This window comes from Amycolatopsis eburnea (assembly GCF_003937945.1).
Taxonomy (GTDB): domain Bacteria; phylum Actinomycetota; class Actinomycetes; order Mycobacteriales; family Pseudonocardiaceae; genus Amycolatopsis; species Amycolatopsis eburnea.
The window spans coordinates 1-15,016 of record NZ_RSEC01000053.1 but is presented as its reverse complement, the minus strand read 5'-3'; the positions used below and the strand labels follow the sequence as shown (position 1 = coordinate 15,016).

Annotated in this window: 14 protein-coding genes; 5 read left to right on the top strand and 9 right to left on the bottom strand. The window is 72.4% G+C overall.

The window, feature by feature from the left end:
• Nucleotides 1–14 precede the first annotated feature (14 nt).
• Nucleotides 15–932, bottom strand: coding sequence for a TerC family protein (locus EIY87_RS23595; RefSeq protein WP_125311840.1), 918 nt, complete (start codon nucleotides 930–932; stop codon nucleotides 15–17).
• 182 nt (nucleotides 933–1,114) lie between these two features.
• On the opposite strand from EIY87_RS23595, the gene EIY87_RS23590 reads away from it, so the two are divergent.
• Nucleotides 1,115–1,411: a helix-turn-helix transcriptional regulator gene (locus tag EIY87_RS23590; protein WP_125311838.1), complete on the top strand. Its 297-nt coding sequence runs from the start codon at nucleotides 1,115–1,117 to the stop codon at nucleotides 1,409–1,411.
• A 3-nt stretch (nucleotides 1,412–1,414) separates the two neighbouring features.
• On the opposite strand, the gene EIY87_RS23585 is transcribed toward EIY87_RS23590, so the two are convergent.
• The gene (locus tag EIY87_RS23585; RefSeq protein WP_125311836.1) at nucleotides 1,415–2,380 is read right to left on the bottom strand and encodes a LacI family DNA-binding transcriptional regulator; all 966 of its coding nucleotides are present in this window, start codon (nucleotides 2,378–2,380) and stop codon (nucleotides 1,415–1,417) included.
• A gap of 134 nt (nucleotides 2,381–2,514) precedes the next feature.
• On the opposite strand from EIY87_RS23585, the gene EIY87_RS23580 reads away from it, so the two are divergent.
• Nucleotides 2,515–3,711, top strand: a complete 1,197-nt coding sequence (locus tag EIY87_RS23580; RefSeq protein ID WP_125311834.1) for an MFS transporter — start codon at nucleotides 2,515–2,517, stop codon at nucleotides 3,709–3,711.
• Here the strand turns inward: EIY87_RS23580 and nrfD are convergent.
• From nrfD to EIY87_RS23545, 6 genes are all read right to left on the bottom strand, one after another.
• The gene (gene nrfD / locus EIY87_RS23575; protein ID WP_125311831.1) at nucleotides 3,656–4,612 is read right to left on the bottom strand and encodes an NrfD/PsrC family molybdoenzyme membrane anchor subunit; all 957 of its coding nucleotides are present in this window, start codon (nucleotides 4,610–4,612) and stop codon (nucleotides 3,656–3,658) included. The two genes, EIY87_RS23580 and nrfD, sit on opposite strands and share 56 nt — an antisense overlap.
• A complete protein-coding gene (locus EIY87_RS23570) occupies nucleotides 4,609–5,535 on the bottom strand; it encodes a 4Fe-4S dicluster domain-containing protein (RefSeq protein ID WP_125311829.1) in 927 nt (308 codons plus the stop codon). The genes nrfD and EIY87_RS23570 overlap by 4 nt, the downstream gene beginning before the upstream one ends.
• Entirely contained in the window at nucleotides 5,532–8,807 is a 3,276-nt protein-coding gene (gene fdh / locus EIY87_RS23565) for a formate dehydrogenase (RefSeq protein ID WP_225440004.1), read from the bottom strand. The genes EIY87_RS23570 and fdh overlap by 4 nt, the downstream gene beginning before the upstream one ends.
• A 399-nt stretch (nucleotides 8,808–9,206) precedes the next feature.
• Complete coding sequence (locus tag EIY87_RS23555; protein WP_125311822.1) at nucleotides 9,207–10,709, bottom strand: MFS transporter; 1,503 nt, start codon at nucleotides 10,707–10,709, stop codon at nucleotides 9,207–9,209.
• 84 nt (nucleotides 10,710–10,793) lie between these two features.
• Nucleotides 10,794–11,357 (bottom strand): class F sortase, encoded by a 564-nt coding sequence (locus tag EIY87_RS23550; protein ID WP_125311819.1) that lies wholly within the window; start codon nucleotides 11,355–11,357, stop codon nucleotides 10,794–10,796.
• A gap of 2 nt (nucleotides 11,358–11,359) precedes the next feature.
• Nucleotides 11,360–12,124, bottom strand: a complete 765-nt coding sequence (locus tag EIY87_RS23545) for a choice-of-anchor P family protein (RefSeq protein ID WP_125311817.1) — start codon at nucleotides 12,122–12,124, stop codon at nucleotides 11,360–11,362.
• A gap of 366 nt (nucleotides 12,125–12,490) precedes the next feature.
• Between EIY87_RS23545 and EIY87_RS23540 the strand changes: the two genes are divergently transcribed.
• Nucleotides 12,491–13,438 (top strand): LysR family transcriptional regulator, encoded by a 948-nt coding sequence (locus tag EIY87_RS23540; protein WP_125311815.1) that lies wholly within the window; start codon nucleotides 12,491–12,493, stop codon nucleotides 13,436–13,438.
• Here the strand turns inward: EIY87_RS23540 and EIY87_RS47715 are convergent.
• Nucleotides 13,358–13,522, bottom strand: coding sequence for a hypothetical protein (locus EIY87_RS47715; RefSeq protein WP_158641344.1), 165 nt, complete (start codon nucleotides 13,520–13,522; stop codon nucleotides 13,358–13,360). The genes EIY87_RS23540 and EIY87_RS47715 overlap by 81 nt on opposite strands.
• 98 nt (nucleotides 13,523–13,620) lie before the next feature.
• Between EIY87_RS47715 and EIY87_RS23535 the strand changes: the two genes are divergently transcribed.
• Entirely contained in the window at nucleotides 13,621–14,040 is a 420-nt protein-coding gene (locus EIY87_RS23535; protein ID WP_125311813.1) for a YkvA family protein, read from the top strand.
• Nucleotides 14,041–14,068: 28 nt separating this feature from the next.
• Nucleotides 14,069–14,920, top strand: coding sequence for a TIGR03619 family F420-dependent LLM class oxidoreductase (locus EIY87_RS23530; RefSeq protein WP_125311810.1), 852 nt, complete (start codon nucleotides 14,069–14,071; stop codon nucleotides 14,918–14,920).
• Nucleotides 14,921–15,016: the final 96 nt, after the last annotated feature.

The window sequence follows — 15,016 nt, the reverse complement described above, 5'->3', positions numbered from 1 at the left end:
ACGGGGCAAGCGATTTACCCGGAACGGGTCCGCGTCCGCAGCAGGCTGGCCCCCACCGCCGTCGCGAGGATCGCGGCCACCACGCCCAGCGACAGCGCCGTCGGGATCTTCCAGACCTCCAGCAGCAGCATCTTCACGCCCACCCAGACCAGCACCAGCGCCAGCCCGAACTTGAGGTAGACGAACCGGTGCATGACGTCGGCCAGCAGGAAGTACATCGCCCGCAGGCCGAGGACCGCGAAGGCGTTCGACGTGAAGACGAGGAAGGGTTCTTGCGTGACGGCGAAGATCGCCGGGATCGAGTCGACCGCGAAGACGACGTCGACGACCTCGATCAGCACCAGGACCGCGAGCAGCGGCGTCGCCACCCAGCGGCCGCCTTCGCGGACCAGGAACCTGGCGCCGTGGTGGCGATCGGTCGAGGGGACGACCCGGCGGAACGCGCGCAGCACGACGTTGCGCTCGTAGTCGACTTCCTGCTCGCGGTGCAGCGCCATGCGGAAGCCGGTGACGACGAGGAAAGCCCCGAAGACGTACAGGATCCACGCGAAGCTCGCGATCAGCGCCGAGCCCGCCGCGATGAACACCGCGCGGAACACGAGCGCGCCGAGTACCCCGTAGAACAGGACGCGGTGCTGGTGCTCGCGCGGGACGGCGAAGTACCCGAAGATGATCGCGAACACGAAGACGTTGTCGACCGCCAGCGACTTTTCGATGACGTAGCCCGCGAAGTACTGGCCCGCGAACTCCGCACCCCAGACCCACCAGACGACGGCGCCGAAGGCCAGCCCCAGCGCCACCCACACACCGGACCAGGCCAGGGCTTCGCGGACACCGACGACGTGCGCGCGGCGATGGGCGGCCAGGTCGACGGCGAGCATCGCCAGGATGACGCCGAGCACGGCGAGCCAGGCCCAAAAGGGGACGGTCATGCACACTCCTCCGGTTCGGTGCCGAACCAGAGGTCTCCCCGGCCACACGCGGTGACGCCGGCACCGGGCCGCACACGGGCAGCCGGACTGACGATGCCGGACCGGGCGGGTACTCCCCTCCGTGCCTCCAGAATGACGAACTGCAGTTCGTCTGTCAAGTTCGGACGTCTACTGTGGCCGGTATGGTTTCGTGGACGTTCCTGAGCAACCACGCGCACGTTCTGCTGTGCGTGGCCGCGGATCCCGACTCGACGCTGCACGCCATCGCCGCCCGGGTGGGCATCACGGAACGCGGGGTGCAGCTCGTCCTGCGCGACCTGATCGACGAGGGCTACCTCGAGCGCGAGCGGGTCGGCAGGCGCAACCACTACCGGATTCACCCGGAGGGCAGGCTGCGCCACCCGCTGGAGGCCCACCACCGGGTGGCCGACCTGGTCGCGGCGCTCGGCCTCGACGAGCGAGCCGCACCGGGACGCTGAAGGTCAGCCGACGGCCGGGCCGGTGGTTTCGCCGAGCACCAGCGAAGGGACCACGGGCTCCGGCTCGGCCGGCGGCAGCCCCTCCAGCCGGCCCACCGCCAGCTGCACCGCCCGCACGCCCAGCTCCCGCGCAGGGACGACCACCGCCGTGGGGCGGAGCCGCTGGTGGTCGGCCACACCGGCCGAGCACACCGCCACGACGGACACGTCCCCGGGCACCCGCAGCCCGCGCCGCCCCAGCTCGGCCAGGACCGGCGGGAGCACGGCTTCGTCGTGGACGACCAGCGCCGTCGGCCCGTCGCGGGTGAGCAGCTCGTCCAGGCAGCGCGGCACGTCCTCGGGTGCGCACGGGCGGGAAAGCGCTTCCAGGCGCCGGTGGACGGCGGCCTCGCGGAAGCCCGCCAGGTAGCGGAGCCGGTGCGGGGCCGACGGCGTCAGGTGCGCGATCGCGCGGTGGCCGAGACCGGCGAGGTGCGTCGCGCACGCCTGGCCGGCCGGCGCGAAGTCCACGGGGATGGCCGAAGGACCGCGGCCGATCAGCACCGCCGGGCTCCCCGAGGCGAGCAGGCCGGGGACGCGCGGGTCGTCGTCGCCCGCGTCCAGCACGATCACCGCGTCGGCCAGCGCGGCCGACGTCACCCGGTGCAGGCCCGCGGTGCCGGTGTCGTCGGTGACCAGGAGCAGGTCGAAGCCGAGTTCGCGGGCGGTGCCGGCGGCCGCGGCGAAGAACTCCATCGCCACGCCCAGGTGCCGGTCCAGCCCGACGGCGACCGCCAGCACGCCGGCCCGGGACGCGACCGACCCGCCGCGGCGCCGGTAGCCGAGGGTGCGGATGGTCTCCTCCACCCGCCGCCGCGTGGCCGCGGAGATCGTCCGCTTGCCGGTGATCACGTACGACACCGTGCTCGCCGAAACCCCGGCCGCGTTGGCCACGTCGGTGATCGTCACCGAGCCGCGGGGGTTCGTCATCGTCGGGGACCTTCGTGTGAGTTAGCGCTAACACCGAGCGGGGACGCTGACCATAATCGCGGGTGGAGCGGCTGGTCAAGCGGCGTTCGCCGGACGGTTGACCTCAAGTATGGTCGAGCTTCTACGCTCGCCGCATGACCGAGACGACGATCGTGCGGCGGCCGCCGAAGTCCCTGCTGGCGACGCTGCTGGCGGTCAGCACGATGACGATCATGGCCAGCGCCACGATCACCCCGGCCCTGCCGGGCATGGAGCGGCACTTCGCCGCCGAGCCCCACGCCCAGCTGCTCGTGCGCCTGGTGCTGACCCTGCCGGGACTGGCGATCATGGTCTCCGCGCCGCTGCTGGCCCGGCTCAGCGGCCGGACCGGCCGGGTGCGCGTGCTCGTCGCGTGCCTGCTGCTCTACATCGTGGGCGGCGGCTCCGGCCTGGTCCTCGACTCCCTGCCCGCGCTGCTCGCCGGCCGCGCGATCCTCGGCGTCGGCATCGCCGGCGTCATGACCACGGCGACCGCGCTGCTCGCGGACCACCACCCCGTCGCCGACCACGGCCGCGTGCTGGGCCTGCAGGGCGCCGCCATGGGATTCGGCGGGGTCGTCGCGCTGCTGCTGGGCGGCCTGCTGGCCGCGCTGAGCTGGCGCGGCCCGTTCGCCGTCTACCTGCTGGCCGTGCCGGTGCTGGTCCTGGTGCTCCGGTTCGTCCCCGAAGCGGACGCACCGCAGGCGGGCCCCGAAGACGCCCCGGCCGCGACGCCGTGGACGCCGCGGCTGCTCGGCTTGTACGCGGTCATGTTCCTCGGCGTGATCGTGTTCTACACCGTGCCGACGCAGGCACCGTTCTGGCTCGACCGGGTCGGCGGCGCGGGCCCGGCCGTGACCGGCGCGCTCATCGCCGCGGTGAACCTGGTGATGACCGTGGTCGGCCTGAACTTCCGGCGCCTGCGCGCCCGCTGGGACTTCCCGGTGCTGGCGGCCGCGGTGTTCGCCGCGTTCGCGGCCGGGCTGGCCGTCCTCGGCTCGGCGGGCGGGCTGGGCACCGCCGCGGCCGGGATGGTGGTGGTCGGCGTGGGGATCGGCCTGCTGAACCCGGTGGTCAACGGCTGGGTGGTCGCCTCGGTCGCCCCCGGCGCCCGCACCAAGGCCCTCGGCCTGCTCACGTCGGCGCTGTTCCTCGGCCAGTTCGCCTCCCCGCTGCTCGCCCAGCCGGTGATCGACGCGGCCGGGCTCGGGTGGACGTTCGGCTACGCCGGGATCCTCGCCGCCGTGGTCGCGGGCGTTATGGCCGGGGTGCTGCTGCGGCGCGCCGGCGCTGGGGCACGACGACGTACTTAGGGTCCTCGGTCGACGCGACCCCGGCCTCGAACACCCCGAACCGCTGCAGCGCGCTCCCGGCGAACAGCGCCGCGCCGGCGGCCGCGGACACCACGCGGCTGCGGTGCCCGGCGAGCGTGCCCAGCAGGCCCGCCGCGGTCAGCCGCTCCGACCACTTCCGCAGCCGGTGCGCCTTGCCCGTCGTGTAGGCCTCCGCGGTCAGGCCGAGGCGCTTCTCCAGCACCTTCGACGCCACCAGCTCGGTCACCGCGCCCATCGCGGCCAGCGCGCGGGCCGGGCCCGCCTCCTCGACCGGCACCAGCGCCATCGCGAAGCCGCCGGAGCTGGCCGCGGCCGAGCCGGCGAAGACGAACGGCAGCTGCGGATGGGCTTCGTGCCACGCCGGAACCGCCGTCTGCGACAGCAGCACCGCCGTGTACGACGCGACGGCCGGGGCGACGGCCGCCGACGCGAGCCCGGCCGGGCGGGCGGCCGCACTCGCGAGCTTGCCCGGCCACGACCCGGCGGGCAGCACCTCGGCGGCCGCCGCGACCCCCATCCCGGGCCCGAACGCGCTGAGGATCCACGTGCCGACGCTCATCGGCGACGTCGGTTTCGCCACCCGCAGCATGTGGTGGAACCGTTCCGGCCGGCCGAGGTCGGCGACCAGCAGGTAGACGCTGGCCAGCAGCGCCGCCAGCGACCCGGTGCGGCCCACCCGGCGCAGCCGCGGCCGCCCGGTCAGGTCGGCGCCCGCGGCCAGCAGCGACGTGCCCGCCGCGAGCCCGCCGGTGAACAGGTACGCCGGCACCTTCCACTCCCACACGGGCGGCTTGAGCACCGGACGCCCGTAGTACGACCGGAATTCGGCGTCCGGCACCACCAGCTCTTCGCGGGAGCGGCGCGGCTTGCGGTCGGTCATCGGCGGCGTCCTCCGAACGCGGCGACGGCGGCGGCGAGCAGCGCCGAGGCCGCCATCCCGGCGTACTTCCACATCGCGGGCAGTTCGCGGGTCGGCACCACCGGGTCCGGCGGCAGGCCGTAGACCTCGGGTTCGTCCAGCAGCAGGAAGAACGCGCCGGTGCCGCCGACGCCGTCGGCCGGGTCGTGCCCGTAGAGCCGGGCTTCGGGGACCCCGCGTTCGTGCAGCTGCTCGACGCGCCGGTCGGCCCGCTCGCGCAGCTCGTCGAGCTCGCCGAACTGGATGGAGTCGGTCGGGCACGCCTTGGCGCAGGCCGGTTCGAGGCCGTCGTGCAGCCGGTCGTAGCAGAGCGTGCACTTCTGCGCGCGCCCGTCGTCCGGCCGCCGGTCGATGACGCCGTACGGGCAGCCGGAAACGCAGTAGCCGCAGCCGTTGCAGATGTCCTGCTGCACCACGACCGAGCCGAACTCGGTGCGGAACAGCGCCCCGGTCGGGCAGACGTCCAGGCAGCCGGCGTGCGTGCAGTGCTTGCACACGTCCGACGCCATCAGCCAGCGGAAGTCGGTCCGGCCGTCGGCGCCGGTCTTCGCGCCCGGCAGGTCGAACGACGGCATGCCGAGGTCTTCGGGCGCGCCCGGCGGGGGAGCGGTGCCCGGTCCGCCCGGCGGGCGCGGCTGCTCGACGAAAGCCACGTGCCGCCACGTGTTCGCGCCGAGCGCGCCGGTGTTGTCGAACGACATCCCGAGCAGGTCCAGCCCGTCCTCGGGGACGGCGTTCCACTCCTTGCAGGCCACTTCGCAGGCCTTGCAGCCGATGCACACCGACGTGTCGGTGAAGAACCCGACCCGCGGCGGGTGCCCGGTGTGCCCGGCTTCCCCGGCGACGTCCGGCAGCGGGCCGGACAGCCGGTCCTCGACGCTCATGTGCCGTCCTCCTCGTGGCCGGGTTCGACGTGCCGGGTCTCGTGCGCCGTCGACACCCGCGTACCCGTTTCCGGCGTGATGCCCGCGCGCTCCCGGTAGTCGGCGAGGTACGCGGTCAGCGCGGCGCCGCGCGGGCGCTTCCCGGGCCGGACGTCGCAGGTGGCGACCTTGCTCTCCTGGATGAACACGTTCGGGTCCAGCACGACGCCGAACAGGTCGTTCACCACGTCGCCGGGCACCAGCCCGGAACCGCCCCAGTGGTAGGGCATCCACACCTGGTGCACGACCCGGTCCTGCACCCGCAGCGGCCGCATCCGGTCGGTCACGAAGACGCGCGCTTCGACGGCCGCCCGCGACGTGACGACGTGCGCCCAGCCCAGGTGCGCCAGCCCGCGCAGCTCCGCGAGTTCGGGGGAGACCTCGACGAACAGGTCCGGCTGCAGCTCCGAGAGGTAGGGCAGGGTCCGGCTCATCCCGCCCGCGGTGTGGTGCTCGGTCAGCCGGGCGGCGGTGAAGACGAACGGGAACACCTCGCCGTGCGGCTCGGGCGGCGACGGGTTCGACGGGTTGTCCCGGCGGCCGTACACCTTCCGCGCCGGGTTGCCCTGCTGGGCGTAGAAGGGGTTGCGGAACGGCGACTCGTGCGGCTCGTAGTGCGTCGGCAGCGGGCCGTCGGCCAGCCCGGACGGCGCGAACAGCCACGCCTTCCCGTCGGCCTGCATGACGAACGGGTCGTCGCCGCGCAGCGCGGCCGGGCCCACGGCGTCCGCCGGCGGGACGTAGTCCGGCGGCTTGGTCTTCTCGAAGTCGGGTACGTCGTGCCCGGTCCATTCACCGGCGTCGGCGTCCCACCAGACGAGGGCTTTGCGCTCGCTCCACGGCCGGCCCTGGGGATCGGCCGAGGCGCGGTTGTAGAGCACCCGCCGGTTGTACGGCCAGGCCCAGCCCCACTCGAGGGCGGTGTGGTCCTGTTCGGACCGGGGCTTGCGGCGGGCGGCCTGGTTGACGCCGCCGGCGTAGACGCCGCTGTAGATCCAGCAGCCGCTGGAGGTGCTGCCGTCGGCCTTGAGGTCGAGGTAGCCGCTGACGTCCTCGCCGGTGGTGAGGTCCTGGCCGCTGATCCGCCGCAGCACGTCTTCGGCCGACGGCTCGTCGCCGTGCACCGCGTAGTCCCAGGCGAGGTCGAGCAGCGGCCGGTCGCGCTCGTCGGCGGACCCGGCCAGCCGCTCCCGCAGCTTGCGGCCCAGGTGGTAGAAGAACCACAGCTCCGAGCGCTGGTCCCCGGCCGGTTCGACGGCCTTTTCGCGCCACTGCAGCAGGCGCTGGGTCTGGGTGAACGTCCCTTCCTTCTCGACGTGCGAGGCGGCGGGGAAGAAGAACACCTCGGTGCGGCACGTCTCCGGGGTGATCTCGCCGGTTTCGATCTCCGGCGCGTCCTTCCAGAAGGTGGCGCTTTCGATCATCGCCAGGTCGCGCACGACCAGCCAGTCCAGGTTGGCCATGCCGAGCCGCTGCAGCCTGCCGTGCGCGGACCCGACGGCCGGGTTCTGCCCGAGCAGGAAGTAGCCGGACACCTTGCCGTCGACCATGTCCATGACCGTGCGGTAGGTGCCGTGGTCGCCGTTGATCCGCGGCAGGTAGCCGTAGCAGAAGTCGTTGTCGGCGGTGGCTTTCTCGCCCCAGTACTCCTTGAGCAGCGACACGGTGTAGGCGTCGGCGTTGCGCCAGAACCCCTTCTGCTTGTCGCCGCTGACGGCGTCGAGGTAGTCGGCCAGCGTGCGCTGCGCCGGCGTGGGCATCGGCAGGTAGCCGGGCAGCAGGTTGAACAGCGTCGGGATGTCGGTCGAGCCCTGGATGCTGGCGTGCCCGCGCAGCGCGAACACGCCGCCGCCGGGCCGCCCGATGTTGCCCAGCAGCAATTGGATGATCGACCCTGCGCGGATGTACTGCGCGCCGACGCTGTGCTGCGTCCAGCCCACGCTGTAGACGAGCGCGGCGGTCCGGTCCCGGCCCGAGTTGCTCGTCCAGGCGTCGCAGACCCGCTGGAAGAGCTCCTTCGGCGTCCCGCAGGTCGCCTCGACCATTTCCGGGGTGTAGCGGGCGAAGTGGCGCTTGAGGATCTGGAACACGCACCGCGGGTGCTGCAGCGTGGGGTCGGCGGCGATCTCCTCGCTGCCGCCTTCGACCACCGGCCCGCCGGAGCCGTGCTGGTCCGAGGGCGAGGTCTCCTTCCCGTGCCCGGTGTCCTGCGGCCGGATGTCCTCGTAGTGCCAGGTCGCCGGGTCGTAGGCGGCTTTGGCCTCGTCGTAGCCGCTGAAGAGGCCGTCGAGGTCCTCGGTGTCCCGGTAGTCCTCGTGCACCAGGAAGGACGCGTTCGTGTAGGCGACGACGTATTCGCGGAAGTCCAGGTCGTTGCTCAGGATGTGGTTGATCACCCCGCCGAGGAACGCGATGTCCGTCCCGGCCCGCAGCGGCACGTGGGCGTCGGCGAGCGCGCTCGTCCGGGTGAAGCGCGGGTCGACGTGCAGCACCTGCGCACCACGAGCTTTCGCTTCCATCACCCACTGGAACCCGACCGGGTGCGCCTCGGCCATGTTGGAGCCCATGATGATGACGCAGTCGGCGTTCTGCAGGTCCTGCTGGTAGTCCGTCGCGCCACCGCGACCGAAGGAAGTCCCCAGACCGGGAACGGTGGCGGAGTGTCAAATACGCGCCTGGTTTTCGATCTGGATCGCGCCGAGCGCGGTGAAGAGCTTCTTGATCAGGTAGTTCTCTTCGTTGTCCAGGGTCGCGCCACCGAGGCTGGCGATGCCCATCGTCCGCCGCAGCGGCGCGCCGTGCTCGTCGGTGTCCTGCCACCCCTTGCGCCGGGCGTCGAGCACCCGGTCGGCGACCATGTCGAGCGCGGTCTCGAGATCGAGCTCGGTCCACTCGGTGGCGTAGGGCGCGCGGTACCGGACCTTCCGCTCCCGCTGCGGCCCGGTGACCAGCTGCGTGCTGGCCGACCCCTTCGGGCAAAGCCGCCCGCGCGAGATGGGGCTGTCGGGATCGCCTTCGATCTGGACGACCTTCTCGTCCTTGACGAACACCTGCTGCCCGCACCCGACGGCGCAGTAGGGGCAGACGGATTTCGCGACCCGGTCGGCGCTCGCGGTCCGCGGCGCTAGGGCGGCGGACCGCGAGGACTCGGCGGCCTTGCCCCGGCCGAGCGGATCGGTGCCGGTGAGCTGGCGGTACACGGGCCAGGATTCGAGCCAGTGCCGTGGTCCCATGTCACCTCCCGCTCCGCTTCGCTGCCGGGCTACCCCTGTGGAGCCGAGCGTAAACCGGCTCGGCGGGACCGGCGACCGGACGATGTCTTGAATGAGTCATTCAGGACCTCCGAAGACCTGAATGACTCATTCAAGACGTCAGCGAAGCCGCCGAGCGAGCCGCCGCGGCTGTGCCGGACCCTCGTCCGGGACGTCAGGGTCTCGACAAAGTCGCGCAGCCCGGCCGATCCCCGCGGCGCCGGGCAGGCCACGGCCCAGGCGGGGGCGACCGGTCACCCGCTCGCCGCCGCGACTTCACCGGGCCCTGGCCCGGGACGTAGTGAACGACCCTTTCACCTCGCCAGACGACATGAACGACCCTTTCATGACATCGCCGGCCACGCTCCGACCCCGACCCGCTCAAGTCGAAAACGGCGACGAAGCGCCCTCCGCCCGGGTCCGCCCCCGTCGTCCGCCCGCGGCCAGCGGCTGGGCGACGTCCTCCAGCGACTTCCCCTCCGCGTCCACGGCCAGGAACCGCGCGACCAGCCCGCCCGCGACCATGACCGCCGCGCCGAGCAGGTAGCCGATGAAGAGGCGGACCGGGTGGTCGCCGGTGCCGATGAGGGCGCCGTAGATGACCGGGCCCAGCGCGCCGAAGCACTGGGCGATCGCGAAGAACACCGCGATCGCCTTCGCCCGGACTTCGAGGGGGAAGATCTCGCTCACCGTCAGGTAACCCGCGCTGGCGCCCGCGGAGGCGAAGAAGAAGATCACGCACCACGCGATCGTCTGCGTGATCGCGTTGAGCGCACCGGCGTAGAACAGCACCGCGGTGACGGCCAGCAGCACGCCCGAAACGACGTACGTGCCCGAGATCATCCGGCGCCGGCCGAGGGTGTCGAACAGGTGCCCGATGGTGAACGGCCCGACCAGGTTGCCCACCGCGAACGCGATCAGGTAGATCGGCGTGGCCGCCGAGGACACGCCGTAGAACTTGCCGAGCACCAGTGTGTAGGTGAAGAAGATCGCGTTGTACAGGAACGACTGGCTGATCATCAGCGACGCGCCGAGGACCGCGCGCGACGGGTACTCGCGGAACAGCACCCTGGCCAGCGCGACGTAGCCGATCTGCTCGGCGGGCGTCACCTCGATGGCCTTCTTCTCGTCGACCGGCGGCAGGTCCCGGCCCGCGTGCTCGACCTCGCGCTCGATCCGCGCGATCGACTCCTCGGCGGCCTCGGTCCGGCCGTGCATGATCTGCCAGCGCGGGCTTTCCGGCAGGTGGCGCCGCACCAGCAGGATCACCAGCCCGAGCACCGGGCCGATCAGGAAGCCGAGCCGCCAGCCCAGCGACAGGTCCACCTGGTTGAGCAGGATGTACGTGCCGATGGTGCCGAGCACGGCCCCGGCCCAGTACGTCCCGTTGACGGCGATGTCGACCCGGCCCCGGAAGCGGGCCGGGATCAGTTCGTCGATGGCGGAGTTGATCGCCGCGTACTCGCCGCCGATCCCCATCCCGGCGACGAACCGGGTGGCGTACAGGAAGACCACCCAGCCCGCGCCGTTGCCGAGGGTCAGCGCCGTCAGGCCGCTGCCGGCCAGGTAGACGGCGAGGGTGAGCATGAACAGGTTCCGGCGGCCCAGCTTGTCGGAGAGACTGCCGAAGAACAGCGCCCCGACCACCTCGCCCGCCAGGTAGACCGTCGCGAGCAGCCCGACCGCCGTCGACGACATGTGCAGCGTCTCGGGGCTGGTCAGGGTGTCGGCGACCGCGCTGGCCACGGTGATCTCGAGGCCGTCGAGGATCCAGGCCACCCCGAGCGCGACGACCATCCGGGTGTGGAACCGCGACCAGGGCAGCCGGTCGATGCGCGCCGGGATCAGCGTCCGCACCCCGGACGACGCCGGTGTTGCCGCCATGACGACCTCCTCGAGTGCCGGCCCCCGGGCGGGGCTTCCCCGGGCCGTCACCCGCGAAACACGCGTCTCAGCGGTCGTACGCGCTCAGCGCTTGAGCTTCGCGTACACGATGACGTTGTCGAGGTAGTTGCGGTTCGCCGCGTCGTACCGGCCGCCGCAGGTGATGAGGCGCAGTTCCGGGTCGGTCGTGTCGCCGTAGACGGCTTCGGTCGGGAACTCCTTCTTGGCGATCTGCTCGACCTTCGTCACCGCGAACGTCAGCCGTCCGCCGTCTTCGCGGTCGACGTGCACCTCTTCACCCGGCTTCAGTTCGTGCAGCCGCCAGAAGATGCCCTTCCGGTGGTCGCCGTCGATGTGCCCGAGGATGACCGCCGGCCCGGCCTCGCCCGGCGTGGGGCCGTACTCGTACCAGCCGGCCTGCAGCGGCTGGTCGACCGGCGGCACCTCGACCGTCCGGTCGGGGTTGAGCCCGAGCGACACCAGCGACGACTTCGCGTCGATGGCCGGGACGTCGAGCGCGGTCGGCAGCGACCGGGCGACCGTGGCGGCGGGAACCGCGCTCGGCGGTGGCGCGGCGGGGGTGGTCTGGGCCCCGCATCCCGCCAGCAGCAGGGAAAGGAGGCCGATCAGCAGCGCGCGGCGGGGCATCGTCAGCCCTCCGCCGCGAGGCTGCCGTCGCCGGTCTGCGGGGCGCCGGCGGGCACGACGACGACCTGGCCCGGCCCCGGCCGCGGCGGCGCCTGGGGCGCGTGCTCCTTGGACGGGCCGCAGGTGACCGACGCGAGCTTGACGTCGCCGCTGCCGAGCCGCTTGGCGTCGCCGTCGAGGAGCTTGACGTGCAGCGCGGTGATTTCGAGGCCGCCGTCGTAGCGCTGGACCTGCTCGTTGACGATCACCTCGGCCACCCCGGGGATCCCGAGGCGCTGGTTCGGCCCGGTGGCGGCGGGCAGCGTCCCGAGCCGCCCGAGGTTGACGCCGGCGAGGTCGCTGCTGCCGGTGACGTGCCCGTCGGCCGAGGCGCAGCGTGCGCTGATCACCCGGATCGACGGCACCCGCCCGGCGACCGGCGCGAGCAGCGGCAGGGTCGCCTCGGCGACGCTCGCCTTGGCGGCCACGGTGCCGTCGCCGGTCACGACGGAACTGCTGATCGCCTTCGCCGTGACGAGGCCCTTGAGCGGCACGTCGGCGACGCTCGCCGAAGCCGGCCCGGTGCTGCTCGACGCGGCGAGCTGCCCGGTCTCGACGGTGATCCCCTTGTCGCCGGTGAGCACACCGGGCAGCACGGAAACCGAAGCGGAGGCCCCGAACGCGGACCCGGTGACGGCGTCGCCGGCGGCCGAGACGCCGGCGGATCCCGCGAGGAGGGCGGCCGTGATCCCGGCCAGGCTCCCGGCTCGGAGCAGGGTGGTGCGCATGAAGAAGTCCTTTCACCGCAAAGGAAAAACGGGGGGAAGCGGCGCCGGTCAGAGTTCGGCCCGCTGGGGAAGCCCGGCCACGCTATCAAAATCGCTACGCGCGGCAAGGATTTCGCCGCGCGACCGGAGCCGGGGCACTGCGCGAAAAGTGATCACCGCCGGGCCGGCCACCTTGTCGTGGTGCTCGGGCCGGGGGAGCGGCCGCGAATTGCGGACGGGCAGTAGTGCCCATTGCGACATTCGAGGCGATCGGTCGCCGGATCCGACACGGATGAGTGATTACCTGGACGAGTGCTGGCGAGCACGGACGGTGATGTGACCACCACGGCCCCGGGCGCCCGCGCCGGACCGGCCTATGGTCGGTGCATGGAGCTGCGGCAGGTCGAGCACTTCCTCGCGGTGGTGCGGAGCGGGAGTTTCACGGCCGCGGCGCAGGAGGTGCACGTGGTGCAGTCGGCGCTGAGCGCGTCGATCCGGAAGCTCGAGGGCGAACTGGGCGCCTCGCTGTTCGACCGCACCACCCGCCGCGTCACGCTGACCGAAGCGGGCCGGGCGCTGCTCCCGCTGGCACACCGCATCGTCGCGGACGTCGCGGCCGCCCGCGGCGAGGTGGCCGCGGTGAGCGGCCTGACGCGCGGGCGGGTGTCGATCGGCACGATCCAGACGTTGACGGTCGTGGACCTGCCGTCGAAGCTCGGCGAGTTCCGGCTCCGCTACCCGGGTGTCCGCATCCACGTCCGCGAGAGCACGGTCTTCGACCTGACGGCGGGCATCGCCGACGGCGAGCTGGACCTGAGCTTCCTGGCCGTGCCGGAGCCGCTGGCGGCCGATCTGTTCAGCTTCGCGAGCTGGAGCCAGGACCTGGTCCTGCTGTGCCGTCCGGGCCACCGGCTCGCGGGCCGCGACCGGATCCCGCTGGCGGAGCTGGCCGACGAGCCGTTCGTGGGCTTCAGCGGCAGCGGCATCGAGGTGATGATCGCCCGCCGGTTCGCCGACGCGGGTGTCCGCAGGCAGCGGGTCTGCGAGGCGACCCACATGCCCCTGCTCGTCGACCTGGTGGCGGCGGGCCTCGGCGTTTCGATCGTCCCTCGCCCGGTGGCGGAGAAGTCGGGGCTGCCGTACGCGCCGCTCGCGGAGCCGGGCTTCAGCCGCTCGATCCACCTGGCCGGCCGCGGCCCCCGGCCGGCGAACCCGGCCGCGCGGGCCCTGCTGGCGCACCTGCTGGACGGGCCGTCAGCGCTCGCGGACGGGCACGAAGAGCAACCCGAACCCGGCCAGCACGAGGGCCATCGCGACGGTGGTCAGGCCCGTTAGGGCGGTCACCGCGCCGAGCGCGAGGGCCCGGATCGCGAGGCGTCGCAGCAGGCGGGTCAGGTCGGTCGCTTCGGAACGCTGCATGCTCCGAGTGTTCGCCCGGACGGCGCGGCGGTCCAGCGCACAGGATCGCTGGGACCCAGCTGCGGAATCGCTGAATCCCGCCGCCGTAGCATCGTGCCATGGGAACCGGTTCGTTCTGGTGGGATCTGCTGATCGCCATCGCCGGCGCGCTGGTGCTCGCGTGGCTCGCCCTCGTCGTCGCGCTGCTCGTCGCCCGCCCGCGGGGAGGGCAGCTCAAGGAAGCCCTCCGCCTGCTCCCGGACCTGCTGCGGCTCCTCCGGCGGCTCGCGGCGGACAAGACCCTGCCCCGCGGCGTGCGGGTCCGGCTCGGCCTGCTGCTGGCCTACCTCGCGCTGCCGATCGACCTGGTCCCGGACTTCATCCCGGTGCTCGGCTACGCCGACGACGCCATCATCGTCGCGGCGGTGCTGCGGAGCGTCGTCCGGCGGGCGGGGCTCGACGCCGTCCGGAAGCACTGGCCCGGCTCCGACGACGGGTTCGCCGCCCTCGCCCGCCTCACCGGGATGAACTTGCCTTGACGTTCGCGTGAAGGTCTACCTTCGCGGCGTGGAGTTCGGAATCAGTTACAGCACACCCTTTTTCGGCGCCGACCCGGAAACGCTCCTGGGCTTCGCCCGGGACGCGGAGGAGTTCGGGTTCGAGTCGTTCTACCTGCCGGAGCACGTCGCGCTGTACCCGGGCGCGAAGATCGGGGAGGTGGCACTGCCGCCGTCGCTGCCGTACGCGGACCCGTTGGAGTGCTTGAGTTTCGTGGCCGCCGGGACAAGGCGCATCCTGCTGGGCACGGGTGTCCTGCTGCTGCCGTACCACCACCCGGTGACACTGGCCAAGCGCCTCGCCACGATCGACGTCCTGTCCGGCGGCCGCATGCGGTTGCTGACGGTGGGCGTGGGCGCACTGCCCGGCGAGGCCCGCGCGGTCGGCGTCGACTTCGCGAGCCGGGGCCGGCGGGCGGACGAGGCGATCGACATCCTGCGCGCGTTGTGGGCGGGCGACGAGTCGGGGGTCGGTTTCGCCGGTGAGTTCCACCGCTTCGAGGACGCGTGCGTGTACCCGAAACCGTTGGGGGAGCTGCCGATCCACGTCGGCGGGTCCAGTGCGGCCGCGGCGCGGCGGGCCGGGTTGCGGGGGGATGGGTACTTTCCTGGTGGGAGGCTGACGGCGGAGGAGCGTCGCCGGCAGTTCGCGCTCGTCCGGACGACGGCGATCGCGGCGGGGCGTGATCCGGATCGGGTGCAGTACACGCGGTGGGGGTCTCTCGACATGTCGCCGGAGGATGTCGAAACGCTGGCCGCGGAAGGGGTTACGCGGATTGTCATCAGTCCTGGCGACGCCGATCCCGGGCGGCGGCGGGATGCGTTGGGGGCGTTCGCTGCGCAGATGTCATTGACTACCTGATCGGTAACTGTTCAGGTCGTTTCCGGGCTGTGAGTGGCCATGTGGGATGATCTTGCTTGTGGGGGAAGGTGTTCGCCCGTCGTATGACGAGCTGGC